Consider the following 18,476-nt stretch of genomic DNA (forward strand, 5'->3'; position numbering starts at 1 on the left):
ATTATCTGTCAGTATTTTTTTGCTCAAAAGATTTTTGAACAAAATAACCAGAAAGCCAAATTGCAAATAGAATCCCTAACATTCCTAAAAGCATGGCGGCAACTTCGGCCATCAGCAATTTTGAATTAAAAATATCCGCCAAGCGATAGTTTAAACATACAAACCAGAGAATTAGACCGACAGTTGCCCCCAAAACTCCAAAAAAGAGGGTATTGACAGCCGTTCCCAAAATTTGTTGAGATATAATTTCTCTTTGATTTTTAAATTGGTCAAGACTCATGTTTTCGTCCTGCTCAACAACTTCCGAAAGGCTAGCTGCTAAAGCCATTGCTGATTCTGCTACCGCTCCAAGCATGGAAATAACCATGACTACAATGGCTACATTTGAAAAATTAAGCCCCACATTTAATGACAGATTTTCCAATTCATCAACATCTTCTGTAGCAAATCCCTGAAATTGACCAAAATGTTGAATGATTAAAGCAAGAATGAGCAAAGATAAAACAACAATGATACTCGTTTTAAAAGCAATCAACGTGACTTCACTTTCATCAGCAGACATAAAGATAGCTATTGCCAAAATAATTACTGACAGAACTATCAAAACTGCTATTGCATTAAATCCCCAAGAAATTAAAGTAATTAACACAAAAATAGCAATAAAATTAAAGGTCAAACCAATTAAATTTCGTAAGCCATCTTTTTTGGCAACGATAAGCATCAACACAATCAGTAAAATTAATAGGATCAAGAGTGCATTCATAAAGAACTCTCCTTTCCTTGATGACTTCTAGTCAAAGCAAAACTTGTGAAAACAGCGGTAATTGGCACAGCTAACACGATTCCAATGGCCGAAATAATTGTTCGTAATAACCCAAGATTAAGACCAACCGTTGCAATATAAGACCAAGAATTTCCATTTCTCAATAATAAAAGCGTCATCGGCAAAGTTTCCGCCATGAAAATCATGAACAAAACATTTGTCAAAGTTCCAATGAGCTCTTGCCCAATTGAAATTCCTGATTTAATGTAATCTTTTCTGACCATATTTATTTTGTTCAATTTATTTTGTCTAGCCATACCAAAAAGCCCTGCAACAATATCACCTGTACCATCCATGATTGCCCCTAAAACTGAAATCATTGTCCCAACAAAGAAAAACTCTGATGGATTTTGGGTGACATAGTCCAAGTATTCAAAATGAATACCCGAATTCCCTGTCATTTTTAGAACGAATAAAACAATTGAAAAAGTTAAAGCAGTGGTTAATACGGTAGTTATAAAAGTATAGAGCATCTGTTTTGTGGGTCCCAAGACAAATAAAAGGGAGGAAGCTGCAAAAATTACTGACAGAATCCCAAATAGCAAAATGACAGGTGGATTAAATTCAACGTTAAGGGCGATGACAATCACAAAGTAAAGAAGGTTTAAGACCAGAGATAAGAAAAGAAAAATTGAAGCTCTAAATCGTTCAAAACTAATGACAAAACCAATAAATAAAACGAGTAGTCCAACAATTAGTGCATCCCTTTTTAAGGTCACAATTTGATAATTTCCCGATATTTTCTTTAAAATTACTTGCTGACCAACACGATAAATTTGTCCTGTTGTTTGAGAGAGAGTTGTTGTGTTTTTTAAATTTAAATTGCCAGGCTCTGCTCCTTTTGTATTGAGGACTTTTATTGACAATTCTTGCGTGACTTGACGGTCTTTATTTTGAAAATCATCACTCACTTCGTGACTACTTACCGTTTTGGCAACCGTAATTTTGCCAACTGGCGCCTCGTACAAAAATTGGTCATGACTCACAAGAAAAAATGCAACAATAGCAAAGATTATGGGAAGTAGCATTTTCTTGAATATCCATTTTATATTCATAACTTTCCTTTTTTCATCGACTAAAACAATGAATTTTAGTCCTATTTTTTTATGACAAATCAAAAGACGACAAAACTGCCGTCTTTTTTATTAGGCTTTTAAATCACTGACTTTATCAGAATGTTCTATCGTATCATGCAAAGTTGCTAAAGCTTCTTTAGACTTTCCAAAAGTGAAGAATTGATAACGTTTGCCAGCATAAGAAAATCCAAAACCAAATTTAGTTGTTTTTACGGCTGTGATATATTTCAATTCAATTGTTTTCATTCGCACTCGGGGGAAAGTTGTAAAGTGAAGCTCGTCATCAGCAATGAAGAAACGGTGTGGCCAAATCAAAGTGATAAAGATAATATATGAAACAATCGCCAAAATAGTCAAAAACCAGTTGCCTTCTTTATTAAATTCATAAAAAAGTGTTCGCTCAAAGCTTAAAATGATGATGCCCCAGAGCAAAACTAATCGATGATTAAGTGACACTGGCAGAAAATATCCTGTTTTCATTGGTTCCTCTCTTAATATAAAGTGCTGACCAGCCTCAAAATTAGATTAACTCATTTTGAAACATTTTGTCAGTAACTTATCTTATTTTTATTAATCTTTCACCTTTGGTGAATCTTGTCCTTTTTCAACTTCTGGAATTTCAACCGAATAATCTGGTAAAGTTGATTTTCCTTGATTTTGACTAAGTAAACTATTTGATCTAGCTGCTAAATCTTCATTTTCTTTCTTCAGTCTCTTCTCGGTTGCCTTGACCGTATAGTTGTAATCTTTAGGGTCAACAGCTTTAAAGCCTTCTGGCGTATAGAACCTGAGGAGATTTTGATTATTTAATTTATCAGATGCTTTTAAGAGCTCAGAAACTTTTTGCTTGGTTTCTTTAACATATTGTTCTTGCTGAGCATTAAGTTTTTCAATCTGCAAGCCCGTTTGAGTATCATAATAGTTTCCATTCAAACTTGGTTGAGTAATGGTTGGAGTAACAAATCCACCATTTCTTAGAGCAACAAAATCTTGACGACCAGAAGCAAACATATCTTGACCAAACTGTACATATTTTTTCGTATCAATCCCAAGTAAATGCTCAAGCGTTGGCATAACATCAAGTTGACCAACATAAGTATTGATAATATGACCATTTGTTTGTCCAGGAATATCTACCATGAATGGTGTTCTTTGTAACATTGTACTATCGTAACTATTGAAAGTATCAGCATTATAGCCAACATAAGGCGCAAATGCCTTATTATCACTACCAGAAATTCCGTAGTGATCACCATATAACACAATAATTGATTTATCGTATAAGCCAGATTTCTTCAAATAATCATAAAATTGTTGAACTGCTTGGTCTAAGTAATGAGCCGTTTCAAAGTAACCGTCAACTAATTTATTCCCTGAATCAACAGTTGCAAAGTTCGGATCTTTGTCTTCATCATCCATTGTATATGTTAAGTGATTTGTAACTGTCAAATACTTAACATAGAAAGGTTGTTGCATTTGTTCAAGCAATGGTACAGAATCACGGAAGAGTAATTTATCTTTAATTCCCCAAGGACTCATATTTGATGCGGAATTATCAAAAAAACTTTGGTCAAAGAAGTTTTGATAACCCATTTGTTTGTATGTATTCAATCGATTATAGAAAGCACCAACGTTCCCATGAACCACAGCTGAACTATAACCATCGGTTTGATTCAAGATAGCCGGCATTGCTTGGAAAGTTTGGGTTGAACCATATTTGGCAAAAAGTGAGCCAGCTGGTAAACCAAATGTTGATGTTTCCAATAGATTTTCGGCATCAGAAGTTTTTCCTTGTCCAACCTGATTGAAGAAATTACTGAATGAGTAAGTCGAATTTGAATGATAGATTGAATTTAGGAAAGGCGTAACAACATGTTCTTTTCCGTCTGTTCCTTTAATTTTCAAATCAATCAATGCTTGTTGGAAAGATTCCAAGTGAATCTCAATAACATTGCGGTTTTTAGCAATTCCATACATTTTCAAGTTCGGTGCTAAATAACGATTTGAAGCAATGTATTTTTGAATTTCTTGCAACCTTTCTTTGCTGGCATCTTTCCGTTGCGTATTTGCTAAATTCGTATAATAACCGTCTGTTAACATCCATGGGCCTAAGCCAAGATATCGAACAATATAGGTTTTATCTGATTGGGCCTTACGCAAAATCAATTGGTGTTTATTAAAATCTCCAAACCAGAAATTCAACCCAAACAAAGCCAAACCCATTGAAAAATAAGTAAATGCTCTTTTCGCACCAACCGGTCGTTGGTCGAATTTCATTTTTTTAGCAATCAATAAAACAATAATGACTACAAGGTCAATCCAATAAACCCAGTCCATCAAATGAACAGGCACCGAGCCAAAATCGAAACCATGTTGGAACATTCCGGCCCCACCAGTCATCGTATCAATCGTGATGAAATCGGTGAATTCTCGATAATAGAGAATATTAAGATAGAGCAAAAAGTTTGCAGCTATCGTTAAGACCAGTGTCGCTAAATAGAAAAGCGAAGTTCTTCTAATAAAGAGTAAAACAGCAAAACAAATAGCTGTAAAACCAATTGGGTTAATAATCATCAGCAATAATTCTGCTGGACCAACTCCGCGAAGATTAAAAACTCCAAAGTAGGCAATCATCGATTTTACCCATACAAAAAATACAATAAAACTAAGCAAACCAACACGTGTGTTGAAAGCAGATAGTAATTTTTTCAATTTATTATCCCCAGAAAATATACTCATTCTTCCTTAATTTAAAGAAAAACTGCAGTCAATTCATTAATATAAAACTTATTAATGAATACGAAAAACGCCAATTTCATTATTTTTTTAATTAATGAAATTTTTTAAATTCATGTTTTTGTTGCTTAAATTATACGACTTTCCTTATTTTTAGGCAAATCATATACCAAGCCATAAATTAGGCAGTCCTTCAAAAATCAATTTATAGTGTAGCATTTATAGATTAAAACTATCTTAAATTTCAATTAATAGCCGAATCAAGTTTCACCGAAATCATCTTAGAAACCCCGGCATCAGCCATTGTAACGCCATACATTGAACCTGCTGCCGCCATAGTTCCACGACGGTGTGTTACAACAATAAATTGATTACTATTATCAAAGTGATTCATGTAATCACCAAAACGTTTAACATTGGCTTCATCAAGTGCCGCTTCAACCTCATCAAGAACCACGAAAGGTACTGTTCGTACTCTTAAGATTGCAAAAATTAAAGCTAAAGCTGTCAGCGCTTTTTCTCCACCACTCATCAAATTTAAACTTGATAATTTTTTACCTGGCGGTTGTACTTTAATTTCAACCCCAGCTTCTAAAAGGTTGTCGCTTGTTAATTCTAAATCAGCAAGCCCACTAACAAACATTTGAGCAAAGGTCGTTTTGAAACTTTCACGAATCGCATCAAAACTTGTTTTAAACCGAATTTTAACTTCATCATTCATGTCATCGATTGTACTCAATAAAAGATTTTTAGCTTCTAATAAATCATCTTTTTGACTTGAAAGGAAAGTAAAGCGTTCATTGACTTCATCAAATTGAGCAATGGCATCCAAGTTAATTGGTCCTAATGCCTTGATTTGACGTTCTAGATTTTTGAGTTTTTGCTCAGCCTCCGCTAAATCATCCACTATTTTTGCAGTGGCTTGCGCCTCTTCGAAACTGATTTGATATTCACTATTCAACGTTTCTTGAAGTGTCATCAATTGTCCTTCGATTTGTTCCAATTGCATTTCATAACGCGTTTTTTTCGTGTTAAGTTCTTGTGTTTGCTGGATAAAATCTTGATTGTGATGTTCTAAATCTTCCATTTGAGCTGCTAAATCTTCACGTTCAAATTTTAAACTAACCATTCGGACATTAATTTGACTCAAGCGTTCTTCTACTTCTGTCAGTTGTTTTGAGAAATTATTTCTTTCTGTTTCATCAAATTGGACAGGGTTTAAAAGTGCTATCAGTTGATTTTTTTCTTCTGTCAAGGCTGACAAGTCTGTCAGTAAACGTTTTTCATCTGCTTTGGTGAATTTCAATTCACTGACCACTTCTGATTGACGAAGTTGAGCCTGATTTAAAGCACTTGTTTTCTCTGATTGCAAGGCTTTATGCGCTTGACTATTCGTTTTAACTTCTTCAAGTTGCTTTTCAATTTCAGCTTTTCGCTCTGTAATTTTTGCAAGAACTTCTACTTTATGTTCATTTTCTTTAGTTAATTCAAGCAAATTACCTGTTGCTTCTTGATTTGCTGACAGATTAGTTAATTGTTCTAGCGCAACTTTTTGTTCTGTTAATTGTTCAATTTTCAAATTCAAAGATTGTTCAACAAAACGTTTTTCTTCCCCTTGAGTTTTCAAAAGTTCAATTTCTTTTAGCAATTCTTGACGAGCACTTTGGGCTTTTTGAACTTCTTTTTCTGAAATTTTTAACTGCTCTTCTGATAACTTAGTTTGTTTTTCTAAATTACTTATTTCAACAGAAGTAAAAGTTGTTGAATTACGTTTCCCAGCTCCCCCTGCATAAGAACCCCCAGGGTTAATCTGTGTTCCGTCAAGCGTAACAATCCGAACATTATAATTCATTGCTCGAGCGATAGCAGTTGCATTTTCTCCAGAATCAACAATCACCGTTGTTCCTAAAAGTGAGCTCATCGCCTTATGCAACCGACTTTCAAAGCTTACAAGATTGATTGCTAAATCAACAAATCCTGTCATATTTTGAATACGATTTAAACCATTAAAGTCTCGTCCTTTAATCGTTGTCAACGGTAGAAAAGTCGCCCGTCCTAATCTTTTTTCACGTAGAAAAGCAATTGCTCTTTTAGCCGCATTTTCGTCTTCTGTGACTACATTTTGGCTCCCGCCACCTAGAGCAATATCAATGGCTGTTGTATATTTAGGGTCGAAGGTCAATAAATCAGAAACAACCCCAATCACACCACCAATTTGTGAAGCATTTTGCATCACGGCACGGACACCAGCAAATAAATTACTATGACTCTCACGGATATTTTGCAAGGAAGTCAAACGGGCCTTATGTTGGTTAAGTTCTTGCAGATAATCATACATTTTATTTTGGGCTAAACGTTCTAATTCTGCCTGTTTTTTCTCTGCTTGATTTCCTTCTTCAAATTTCGCTAAAAGGGTCTCGATTTCTTTTTTAACAGTATTTAAATTTTCCTGTGCTTCAGATAAATCTTGACTGATTTTTTCAAATTTAGTCAAATTTTCTCTGACAGACTCATCCTGTTCAGATTGTCTACGGCTCAAATCTGTAATTTCAGCTTTATTTCTAACGATTTCATTTGAGATTTGGGCTTCTTCTTCAACTAATTGAACAAATTCATCACGTAACCGTTCCATGACCACTTCTGGTGATTCAGATAAGGTCGCTAAATCTGCTGACAGCTCTGTCAGTAATTTATCTAAGTCATTTTTTTCTGTCAGTAAAAGTTCTGATTTTTTTTGAACTTCTGCCAAATTTTGTTGAGTGATTTCTAAACGACTTTTTAAGTTTTCTAAACGTTCTTCGCGTTCCGCAGCTGATTTTTCTGATGAATCTTTTTGAACATCAAATAATTCAATTTTTCTTGTTAAATCTGATTTTAGATTAGAAAAATTAAGTTGGTCAGCTTGCAATTTTTCTTGCTCGGCTTCTACTTTTTGGCGTTCTGTACGTAATTGACTGACTTGCTCATCGTAAACTTTTTTACGAGTTGATAAACTCGCTAATTCCTGTGCCACTTGCGCCAAATCAAGTTCTGTTTGATCATATTTGGCTTTTTTAGATTCCAACTGACCAACCAGTACAGAAAGTGACAAGTCTGAACGTTCTGCTTCTAGTTCTTGAAAACGAAGTGCAGTATCTCTTTGCGATTGTAAGGGAACGAGCTGACTATTTAATTCAAAAATGATATCTTCTAAACGGTCAAGATTATCTTGGGTTGAATTTAATTTTGATTCAGTTTCATTTCGTCGATTTTTGTATTTTAAAACACCTGCCGCTTCTTCAAAAATGGCACGTCTTTCTTCCGGTTTAGAATTAAAAACAGATTCAATTCGTCCTTGGGAAATAATCGATAAAGAGTCACGACCAAGCCCAGTATCTGTAAATAAATCATGAATATCACGTAAACGACATTTACGACCATTCATCAAAAATTCGGAATCGCCATTTCGATATAAACGTCGGGTAATAACAACTTCTTCATTCTCATCTTGTCCTTGCAGGTAATGATCAGAGTTGTCAAAATGAGCAATAACCTCAGCATAATTAAGAGCACGTCTTTTTTCAGTTCCAGCAAAAATAACATCGGGCATTTTTCCACCACGAAGTGCTTTAGCCGATTGCTCGCCCAAAACCCAGCGCAATGCTTCAACAATATTTGATTTCCCAGAACCATTTGGACCGACAACTGCGGTTATCCCTTTATCAAATTCAACTTTAGTCTTATCGGCAAAAGATTTGAAGCCGACAATTTCCATTTTTTTAAGATACATGGTTTTGCCCTTTTATTGCATTTTCTGCTGCTTTTTGTTCTGCAACTTTTTTAGATTTTCCAAGCCCTCGTCCGAGTTCTTTACCATTGTTAAAAACCGCGGCCACAAAGGAACGGTCATGAGCTGGCCCTTCTTCTTTCAGAATCTTGTAGCTAATCGTTGTTTCTCCACCAATTTGTAACACTTCTTGAAGTTCTGTTTTATAGTCAATCACTTTAACATAATCATCATTTTTAACGTGAGGAATGACTACATGTTGGATAAATTTACGAACTTCATCCATTCCTTGGTCAATAAAAAGCGCACCTAAAAAAGCCTCAAAAAGGTTCTCTAGTGTTGTTTCGCGGTCACGACCGCCCATTTTTTCTTCACCATGACCTAATCGCAAGAACTCACCAAAACCGCATGAGCGTGAAAAATTAGCAAGTGATTCTGTCCGAACAATGCTTGAGCGCATTTTGGAAAGTTCTCCCTCTAATTTCTCAGGATAAGTCCGATAAAGATAATCAGAAATAACCAAAGATAGGGCAACGTCTCCCAAAAATTCCAAACGTTCATTGTTTGCAATCTTTGGGAGCCGTTCTTCATTTGTAAATGAAGAGTGTGTAAAAGCTGTTTTTAATAAATCTTCATCATTGAAGACTAATCCGTAATCATTTTTTAATTTTTTTTGAAGCTTGAGCATAAAAATCTCCTTCACTTAAAACTTCTCTTAATTTTTAGTTTTATCCCTTATTATACCAAAAAGGAAGGGCCTTTGTCATTTTCTTCATCATGCGTCCCAAAGGCCCACCCTATTTGATTGCTTCATTTTTAAGCTTTCGCTGCTTTTCCCAATAATTCCTCAATATTCCTACTTTTTTTGTGAATTTTTTGTGAATTTTTGACGGAGAAGTCTTTGAGAACGTGATCTGCTTTTTCAAGCAGAACAGGGGTAACGTGTCGACCATACACACGACTAATCATCTGCGTATCAGCCCAGCCCCCTCGTGCCACAATAATCTGTTCATCAACCCCCAATTCCTTTTGCACCAGCACGTTACTGTGCCGCATGGCATGAGAAACAAAAGAAGTAATGAGTTTATACGGAAGAACCTCATGAAAGGTTTTTAGATAATTGTTAATCACGCCCTGACTAAATAAGTGGCCATTCTCCTGGACAAAAACAAATTCATTTCCGTCATAATTTCTTTCCTTGAACCATAACAAAATCTCGATTTCTCTTGTTTTTAGAGTGATATTACGCTCTGACTTCGTAGTTTTTAAAGGTTTGATTTTTGGTGCTGTGACGGTTGAAGTACTATCAAGCTGTGTCTTCAAGTAAATGACCCCCTGTTCAAAGTCAATATCCTGATAACGTAAACCGAGTGACTCAGAAATACGATCTCCAATGGAGAATTGAAATTCGATAAGCATTCGCCGTCGCCACTTGTTTTGCCTTGCCTTTTCTGTTTTAACCTGATTCGCACGTTCTTCCATCGCATCAAGTAAGAACCGCATTTCCTCAACTGTAAAATACTTGTCTTCTCGTTTTTGTTTTTCTGCAAGCGTTTCCTTATGCCTTGGGAGCCGCACCCGATACATCGGACTTTCTTTAATGTATCCCTCATCTTCGCAGAATTGAAAAAACAAATTCAGCTTACTTCGATAGTTTTTACGAGAGCTAGGAGCCACTTTCAAGTTCATCAAGTAATCTTTGATATGATCTTTTTCAACTTTGACCAACTGCCATTTCCCAAAGACTGACCTAAAGACACGAGTATGGTCTAGGTCATCTGTGTGAGTTCCCTCAGCTACTGAGCCATCGCGAAACTTATACCACTCCTCTAAAGCTTCACTTACAGTCCTCGTCTTTTTTTTCTTCTTGTACTCGCCTAAAATCCTTTCCACTTTCTGATCAAGTTTAACTTTTGCGGCATCCATCGCACCTTTTGTCACACTATTCGACCCACAAGTGACTTGTTTCCACTTATCTTCATAAGGGTGGTAGTAGTCCATTACGATACGATATTTCGATTTTCCAGATACCTTTTCTTCGTAATACCTCAATCCATTTTTTGTTGCCATTATTTCTCCTTCTTGTCTCACAAAAAGGAGCGTATTGAACACTCCTATTATACCATTTAAAACTTTGGTTCGTCGAGGTTTAAAGCCCGACTTAGCATTGTTTTTGTCATTACCACAACTGCTTTTCTTGCTGCTCACGAGCCAGATACTGAAGATATTCCTCATAACCTTTGATTGAAACATTCACACGCTTGTGCCCTACATTCAGAACATAGCCTGAAAACTCTGGTAAACGCCGCATCGCCGTTAAATCATTGGCCAATGTCTTGACATTGACACCAAAAATATAAGCAATTTCTTGCTTGGTTCCGTAAAGTTTAACCATTTTCTTTTTAAATGTAGTTTCTGTTTTAACTTCCATACTTTCCAGCCTCCTTTTGGGTCTTAACTTCCAAATAAGTGTCTTGAATATAATTGATCAGTCGTTGACGTTCTTGATAAAGCATTGAAAAATTCTTTGGAATCCGAAAATGTTCTACCTTTTCTTCCATTTGGATGCAAAGTGCCTTTTGTTCCAAAGGACGCCCTTCATAAATCTTTAGACTAAAATCGAAATTTCGACGGAAACGCTCTAATTGTTGTTCATAAAAGTTCATGGGGTTCTCTTTTCCAGTTTTTATTTTCTTCGAAGAATACAAATAGCAGGACTCGAACCTGCAATCAAAAATGATTTTCTCCATCAGAATATTTGTACAAAATTTTGAAACGGTGTTTTTTTATAGCGAGCGCATTCACTGGCTCTTTCCCGCTCGTAAGTGGTTACTTACAGTTCCGATATTCGCAATATGAGAAAGTTTTATCCCTTCTCTACACTCTATTTTAACGAGATAAAATAAAAAGAACAGGACACCCCATGGCGGATAATGTTGGCTTAACCACGCAAAAAAGAGCACTTCTCAAAAGAGAACTGCTCTGTAATCCTTGTTTCTATAGGCCTCCAATCCGCCATCTGGTGGCGGATGAAATCAAAATTTTTTAACTTTCTTTTCCCAAACGGCTAAATCCCTGTGCTTTGAGAATATCATTGCACTCATAGATTGATCTAGTATAACAACAATTAAGTAGGAAACGATAAAGAAAATGTAACTCCATATTCCCTAAGCGCTTACTTGAACGCGAAATAAGAATGGTGCTAATTTCTGGCGGCAGATGCAACCCAATGCACAACTGAATAATCAGTTCAAGCGAGACATTATAATTTTCATCGGTTCGCATACGATAAAGCGTACGCTCACTAATCAGGGACTGCTCCTCAACTTTAGAGAGCGTTAATTCTGACCATTCTATCAATTTTGAAACGGTTCCTGAAAAGCTCCCAGGCAAAGAAATGGCAAGTTCTTGAAGCTCAATCATGCGATTCCGAATAAGGTACTTTTCGTCCATGTTTTTCTTATTGATGAAGTGTGCTTCAAAACGAATTTCCTGATTGACGTCTCGATAAAGCACTTCATCAAAGCAAGTACTGGCTTTTTTATCTTGGACAACCAGTTCAAAAATCAAGCAACATTCTTCAATGTGGAGTCGCGCATACTCTGTCAACTCCAACCTCCCAAACTTGTTCGTTTGAAGATACTTCGGATCATTCAAGCAAAAATGGGAATCCACATACAGATAATTTCCTGTTTTAAGTTTCTCCTGAAGGTCCTTGTTCGTCGTACTTTGACGAATTGTTTCTTCTAAAGGAATCGCAAAAGTTTGTGTTTGAGAGAGTACACCACGTTCGAAAACATAAGGCTGGACATAATGCCCATCCACATATTTATAAATCCCTCGCGCTCCCTCAAAACCTACATTGAGTAATCGAATTTTGGCCGCCATTTTTGAGACGTGATAAAAGTTAGATAAGTTGTCAATAACATAAATCATTTCCCCAATCAAATTTGATTGTTCGCCATTGAGATAGTGATAAATTCCTTGGAGTTCGTCCACTTTTTTCTTGAAATGGACAAGTGGCATTTGAAGTCTTGGCGACAACGTATTAGCTTGCCACTCAATCCAGTCTAGAGTCGTCTTATTACTAAAAGAACTTCTTAGAAAGCGCATTTTTGGTTGAAAAAGCCGAGCAAGGGTAAAAGCCTTGCGGTGCAACAACCAATGCACACATTCATGTACAATCGTATTATTGACTGCGCCATAATTTCGCGTAAGATAATGGCTTGGATCAATCAGAATAGTCCCACCTTTAATTTCTTCCTCCACCATACAATCGGAAATTTTATCATAAATTTTTACTTTGGTGTCTGTAAAAATCGTTTCTCCAAAGGTTGTCCCTGCTTTACTGAGTTTTCGCATTTTTATATCTAACCCCAAATTCTGAGCAAATTTCATAGCATCTAATACTTGGCTTGTGAGCAACGCTTCAGGATAATACTGTTTGATAATTCCACTTGCCAGTTCATCAAGTTGATCACGATGAAGATAAGGAAGTAAAGTATCAGATAATGGCTTTTGATAAGAAGCTTTTCCTTGATAAACAGAAACCGATAAGATATGAAAATCTTCTAACTGCTTTTCTAAATCCCCTGTACAAGAAATCCGCAACCAAGAATCAAAAAGATTTTCCCCCATCACAAGCTTTGCAACGACCACTACATCAAAGTTTAGCTGCATAAATGGCACGTCCTCTACGTAAACCGTGCGAACCTCTAAATCTTGTAATGAATCATGACTGGTCTTTTCCAGATGTGTATTCACGGCATCAAATAAGACTGGTAAGAAGTGTGATTTGATGTACTGCGTGAACGAAATATCTTTTTCCATGACTTTCTCCTTCAACTTATCTCTTTGAATCTTGAATCACTGAATTCTTTCTCTTTACACTTGATAAAATCTAAAATGGTTTGGATCCGAGGTAGCTTTACGTAACACTCGAACAGACTTTCTCAACTCTCTATTAAGTCTGGGTCAACCTCTTGTACACAATCTAGAACAGCACCTAAAATACGAGCATCTTCGCTCAAGTAAAAATCTTTGTACTGCGGGTCAGGATTTAGAGAATGGCAGCGGAAACTATCTTCCTCACGATAAACCTGCTTACAATAAAGCGTTTCCTCTCCATACCCCCCCTCAGAGATTACATAAATATCTCCATCTATATCAAAACCATTATTCACAAAGGTCACGATTGATTCGTTCGGAATATCAGGCTCCATGGATTCCCCCTTAATCCGTGCAGCACTGTCATACCGTCTGACTGGTGTATCGGTGTAGATGGTATAAGTTTCATAGTTGTCTTTAACACCTGTCCCAAAACCAGCAGAAAGCTCCTCATCTTGGATTTTGACTTCGTAGAGATCATTGCGATGATAAGTCTTAAACTCATAGACTACTGGGGACTCATGAACCTCTAGGCGACTTGCGTTTCGCTCGACCATGACTTTTGCCAAGTCGCCAAGCATCTCTTTTTGTTCTCGATACAGGCATTTATAATTATCGATTAAATCGATAATATCCTGTGGTTCTCGCTTCTCCCCTAGGAGATTTTGCAGGGAAACATCATAGATTTCAGTGAACTTTTTGAGTGTTTCTAATGTAGGATTAGTTTCTTTCTGCTCCCAAATCGCATAAGTTCCCTGTGTGATACCAAGCCTTTTAGCTACTGTTTGTTGCGTCAAATGATTTTCTTCACGCAGAGCTTTTAACTTTTTTCCTATGTTCATAATGCCCCTTCCAATTATTGAATTTATCAATATTATAGCGCTAAATCTTCTTTAAATCAAGAGATATTATCGAAAAAACCGATAGTCCGTTTCATTGATAACAGCTTCATAATAGAAAAACTTCTGGCTCTTTGTCAAATCCTGTGGGAAAATTCTTCCCCCTCTAAGAGTAAGTCACCGCGGTGGCTTATTTTTGTTTCATCAATTCATCAAAATAATCCGCTTTTTGAAGTTGCTAAAGCGGCGAAAACCAAAGGCGACGCGCTTGAGCGCCTTGATTTTGTTGTTCATGCCCTCCACGCAGCCGTTGGAGTAGGGCGTGTGCAGTGCCAGGCAGATAGAAGCCTTTTTGGAGGCAAGAAATTGGAGCTTTTTCACAAAGGTCTCGGGCAATAGCTCTTCTTTCAATTCGTCAATAATCTCGAAAAACTTCTGGTCGTCGTGCTTCCTGAAAGCTGTCAGTGCGGCCTGCAAGACTTCCCACGCCTCGTCGAGCACGGGTGTATAAGCTTTGAGTTGGAGCACCAAATCATGACTCGACGTCCACTGGCGTAAGCTGCGAGAATAAAAGCGATTTTCAGAGCAGTCGTCAAAATTCTTGAGCAAATAGTTCCAATAGTACTTGAGGTGGCGGTACTGCGGGCTGTCCGTGTCGAATTGCTTCATCTCCTGAACTCGCAGCTGGTTAAACGCGCGGGTCAGTTGCTGGACGACGTGAAAGCGGTCCGTGACCAGCTGAGCGTTGGGAAAACAGCGTTTGATGAGCGCACCGTAATTGGCATTCATATCCATGACGAGCATTTTGACTTTGAGTCGAACTTGTCTTGGGAACTTGAGAAAATAAGTCACGAGGTGCTCCAAACGACGGTCATCCAGCAAAGAAATCAGCTTGTGGGTCTGTCCGTCCATGGCGATAAAAGCCATTTTTCCCTTGCAATCTCCTGTGGCTTTAAACTCATCAATGCAAAGCACTTCGGGCAGAAAGCTAAAATGATCTTTTGTGGGCATCTGGTTTAAAAGGCGATAAAAGCTATAAGGCGAGACCTTCAAATCCCGCGCCGCTTCTGAGATTGACTGCTTGCTTTTGAGTTTCAAAATAATTTCTTTTTTGAGCAAAACAGAATCTTTGGTGCCTTTTGCGACCAAGCTTTCGGGCAACTCAGGGGTTGACACTTTGCCGCAGAAACAACATTTGTAGCGCTGAATAGCAATGATCAAAAAGCAAGGAGAGCCCAGATATTCCGTGAGCTGCACCTTTCGAGGCATCGTGCCGTGCTTATGAAATTTGCTTTTGTGACAATGCGGACAAGCTTTAAAGGTGGCTTTATAGGTGACCTTGAGCTCATAGCGTTTGCCCTTTTTGAGGGGCATGAGCGTCTCACTTTCCCAATCCTGAGCTTGCAAAAACAATTCCTTCATGATAGAATCAAACATAGCTTATCTCTTCTCTGTGTGTAGTGGTGTACTTACAGTTTAGAGGTAGGTTTTTTATTTTACAAGAAAAAAAATCCTATGAGAATGATTTCCCACAGGATTTATTATAGAACCAATAAAAAATAAGCCCGTTAGACGGGTCAGTCAAAGTGGCAGAAACACAGAGACTGAACGCTTTTTTTGTTCAGGTTAGCGCCTTGAGACGCAGTTGGGTATTAACGGGTTATACTTGTAGAGCAAACCAGCCGTTTTCACGTGTGGTTATGATGAATTTAGTAAACTGATGAAAAAATCAGCTAATCTTGTATGATACAGTCGTATAGACAGACTACATTACGCATTATTTCTCAAAGTTTCACTCTGAATAAAGGTTTCAATATTCTTCTTGAAAATGTTTATATGCAAAGGAAGCTTATATTATGAACTATCCTCAAAAAAGTTTCTACGCGACATATGAAGCATTTCAAAATATAAATAGCTTTTAATTAATGAATCCAAATACTCATAAACATGATTATACAAATTCCAACAAAAGAAACAATTGAATCAAGAACAGTCCAAGTTTTAAGTGTTTGTTTTATATCTAAATCAAAATATTCTTTGAACATCCAAAATCCTGCATCATTGACATGAGAAGCTGCAATAGAACCAGCCCCAATAGCTAACACCATCAAAGCGGACATATCAGGTGACATTGTTCCAATAATTTTTGAAATTAAACCTGCAGATGTCATTGCTGCAACAGTTGCTGATCCAAGAGAAATGCGAAGAATTACCGTGATAATCCAAGCCAAAATTAACGGTGAAAATGAGGAATGGGAAAAAATTAATGCAATCTGATTTGAAATTCCTCCATCAATCAAAATTTGTTTTAAAGCACTACCTCCACCAATTATCAAGAGAAGCATAGCAATAGATTTTATGGCATTTTCTGTCGAAGTTGCAATTTCCTTGCTTGTTTTCTTTTGGTACCACCCCATTGACCACATCGCAAAGGAAAGAGAAATTATCATTACTGCTACTGGATTTCCAAGAAACATCATGATTCCATCTATTCCCATCGGGAAAACTGTTTTTGAAACCCCGTTAATATTTGTAGTAGTTGATGATAGAGCATGCCCACCTTTGAATAATATAACATATAGTGTTGAAATAGTCATTAAAATAACAGGTAGTAAAGATGTCAAAATAGAAATTTTAAATGATGGAGTTTCTTCAAGTTTCCATTTCTTTATTTCTCCGAAAGCATTTAATTTGTCCTTAACTACAAACGCTTCGGGAACAAATCTTTTAGCAATCTTTGCAAAAATAGGTCCAGCAATGATAATTGATGGAATTGTTATGATGATTCCATATATTAAAACTGTTCCCGGACTTGCTCCAAATATCTCGGAAACTGCGGTAGGAGCTGGATGAGGCGGTAAGAAACCGTGTGTTACTATCAATCCTGCTGAAGCAGGAATTCCTAAATAAAGAAGAGGAATTTCTGCTTCGAGTGCAATTGCAAATACAATGGGAATCAGTAAGACCATGCCAACTTCGAAAAACAAAGAGATTCCAATGATAAAGCTACTAATCACAATTGCCCATTGAATATGCTTTTTCCCAAAAAAATTAACTAATGTTTTTGAAATACGATAAGCTCCGCCTGCATCGGAAACTAGTCGACCAAGAACAGCTCCAAATCCAAAAACTACAACCAGCTCATTAAGAGACCCTCCTATTCCATCCATGATAGAAATGGGAATTTGAGCAATAGGCATCCTCAATCCAAGACCCAAGAGTACAGATACTACAATTAGGGACACAAAGGTATTTATTTTAAATTTTACTATCATAATCAAGAGAAAAAGCACTCCGATTAAGAGAATGAGTAAATTAAGCATCTTTCTCCCTTCTTTTGAATCTAGTTGTTTTTTTATCCTATTACTAGTAAAAATAATAGGATAAAAAACTATTATGATGTTGCATATTTTGCACTTTGCAACAGATAGATAGATAGATAGGTTTAGTGAACTTGAACATGTAGAAAAATATCATCTACGTCTTTTGCTAATAAAGAAAATTAGTGAATTGAAGAATCAAACTGTTGTATAATATGTGTCAACATTCCTGGATCTTCAAGGGGGATATTGTGCCCTGCGCCATAAACGATTTCAAGGTTGCAGTCTCTTCTTGAAGCAAATTCGGTCGACCTTTTAATTGTAATACTTGGATCCTCTGATCCAACAATCATCAAAAGTGGGACATCAATTTTGTCAAAAGCTCCTAGAGCGTCTGCTTCGGAGGCGATGAGAGATAACTTGCTATAATTAGTTGGTGATTGACGGTTTAACATATCCATAAATTCAGAAACAGCAATTGGGTGATTGTTAATAAAATTTTCGGAAAAGCTACGTGGAATGACTTTTTGAAAAATACAACTTACTGTTTGCATTTCTTGGATTTGGTTGGCACGCCAAGCAAATCCATTTTTGGCTTTAGGAGTGTATTGGGGATTTGAACAGATGAGTACAACGCTATCAATGTATTCTTGAACTTGCTCGTCAACTTTAAGGGCGATTATTCCTCCTAAGCTATGCCCGACTAATTGAATGGGTCCTTCTTCTGAGCAAACAATTTGAATTGTATCATCTACTATTTGTTCCAAAGATATCGGATTCCCCGTAGATTTCCCAACCCCTCGAACATCAAATGCTATTATATCGCGGTGTGAGTCCGATTTTGAAAACTCGTTTGTGACCCCATTCCAAATAATTTTAGACTCACAGCCCAGCCCTTGAATCAGGAGACGAGTTCCATTTTGAGGGCTTTTGTGATAACGAAATCCATCTAGTTTATATTTCATTGAATCAGAATTTATGTACCAGCACTCATCTGACATATTTAAATTTTTTGCCACTAAAAACTCC

The 18,476-nt window shown here is 36.9% G+C and carries 14 protein-coding genes; all 14 read right to left on the reverse strand.

Annotated elements, in window-relative coordinates; all coding sequences use genetic code 11:
* Window position 1: 1 nt before the first annotated feature.
* Entirely contained in the window at window positions 2–763 is a 762-nt protein-coding gene (locus MHB61_RS04630; RefSeq protein WP_137015914.1) for a YibE/F family protein, read from the reverse strand.
* Window positions 760–1,878 carry a YibE/F family protein gene (locus MHB61_RS04635; RefSeq protein WP_170959137.1) on the reverse strand — a complete coding sequence of 373 codons (1,119 nt, stop codon included), beginning with the start codon at window positions 1,876–1,878 and terminating at the stop codon, window positions 760–762. Before MHB61_RS04635 ends, MHB61_RS04630 begins: the two co-directional genes overlap by 4 nt.
* Window positions 1,879–1,968: 90 nt before the next feature.
* A complete protein-coding gene (locus tag MHB61_RS04640; protein ID WP_003132556.1) occupies window positions 1,969–2,379 on the reverse strand; it encodes an EbsA family protein in 411 nt (136 codons plus the stop codon).
* Window positions 2,380–2,469: 90 nt separating this feature from the next.
* Window positions 2,470–4,638, reverse strand: coding sequence for an LTA synthase family protein (locus tag MHB61_RS04645; RefSeq protein WP_137015918.1), 2,169 nt, complete (start codon window positions 4,636–4,638; stop codon window positions 2,470–2,472).
* 241 nt (window positions 4,639–4,879) lie between these two features.
* On the reverse strand, window positions 4,880–8,404 hold the full coding sequence (gene smc, locus MHB61_RS04650; protein WP_003132554.1) for a chromosome segregation protein SMC: 3,525 nt from the start codon (window positions 8,402–8,404) through the stop codon (window positions 4,880–4,882).
* Window positions 8,394–9,089: a ribonuclease III gene (gene rnc / locus MHB61_RS04655; RefSeq protein WP_010905569.1), complete on the reverse strand. Its 696-nt coding sequence runs from the start codon at window positions 9,087–9,089 to the stop codon at window positions 8,394–8,396. Before rnc ends, smc begins: the two co-directional genes overlap by 11 nt.
* 128 nt (window positions 9,090–9,217) lie before the next feature.
* Window positions 9,218–10,471: a tyrosine-type recombinase/integrase gene (locus tag MHB61_RS04660; protein WP_161487263.1), complete on the reverse strand. Its 1,254-nt coding sequence runs from the start codon at window positions 10,469–10,471 to the stop codon at window positions 9,218–9,220.
* Window positions 10,472–10,580: 109 nt separating this feature from the next.
* Window positions 10,581–10,832, reverse strand: a complete 252-nt coding sequence (locus tag MHB61_RS04665; protein WP_081144269.1) for a DNA-binding protein — start codon at window positions 10,830–10,832, stop codon at window positions 10,581–10,583.
* On the reverse strand, window positions 10,822–11,067 hold the full coding sequence (locus tag MHB61_RS04670; protein WP_081144268.1) for a hypothetical protein: 246 nt from the start codon (window positions 11,065–11,067) through the stop codon (window positions 10,822–10,824). Before MHB61_RS04670 ends, MHB61_RS04665 begins: the two co-directional genes overlap by 11 nt.
* A gap of 379 nt (window positions 11,068–11,446) precedes the next feature.
* Complete coding sequence (locus tag MHB61_RS04675; RefSeq protein WP_081144267.1) at window positions 11,447–13,231, reverse strand: ImmA/IrrE family metallo-endopeptidase; 1,785 nt, start codon at window positions 13,229–13,231, stop codon at window positions 11,447–11,449.
* 122 nt (window positions 13,232–13,353) lie between these two features.
* Window positions 13,354–14,130 carry a helix-turn-helix domain-containing protein gene (locus MHB61_RS04680; RefSeq protein WP_081144266.1) on the reverse strand — a complete coding sequence of 259 codons (777 nt, stop codon included), beginning with the start codon at window positions 14,128–14,130 and terminating at the stop codon, window positions 13,354–13,356.
* Window positions 14,131–14,331: 201 nt separating this feature from the next.
* Window positions 14,332–15,564: an ISL3 family transposase gene (locus tag MHB61_RS04685; RefSeq protein ID WP_081144265.1), complete on the reverse strand. Its 1,233-nt coding sequence runs from the start codon at window positions 15,562–15,564 to the stop codon at window positions 14,332–14,334.
* 485 nt (window positions 15,565–16,049) lie between these two features.
* Window positions 16,050–17,450, reverse strand: a complete 1,401-nt coding sequence (locus tag MHB61_RS04690) for a gluconate:H+ symporter (RefSeq protein ID WP_081144264.1) — start codon at window positions 17,448–17,450, stop codon at window positions 16,050–16,052.
* Between the two features lie 179 nt (window positions 17,451–17,629).
* Window positions 17,630–18,466 carry an alpha/beta fold hydrolase gene (locus MHB61_RS04695; protein ID WP_137015922.1) on the reverse strand — a complete coding sequence of 279 codons (837 nt, stop codon included), beginning with the start codon at window positions 18,464–18,466 and terminating at the stop codon, window positions 17,630–17,632.
* Window positions 18,467–18,476 lie beyond the last annotated feature (10 nt).

This window comes from Lactococcus sp. FSL K6-0773, from assembly GCF_038006485.1.
Classification (GTDB): domain Bacteria; phylum Bacillota; class Bacilli; order Lactobacillales; family Streptococcaceae; genus Lactococcus; species Lactococcus lactis.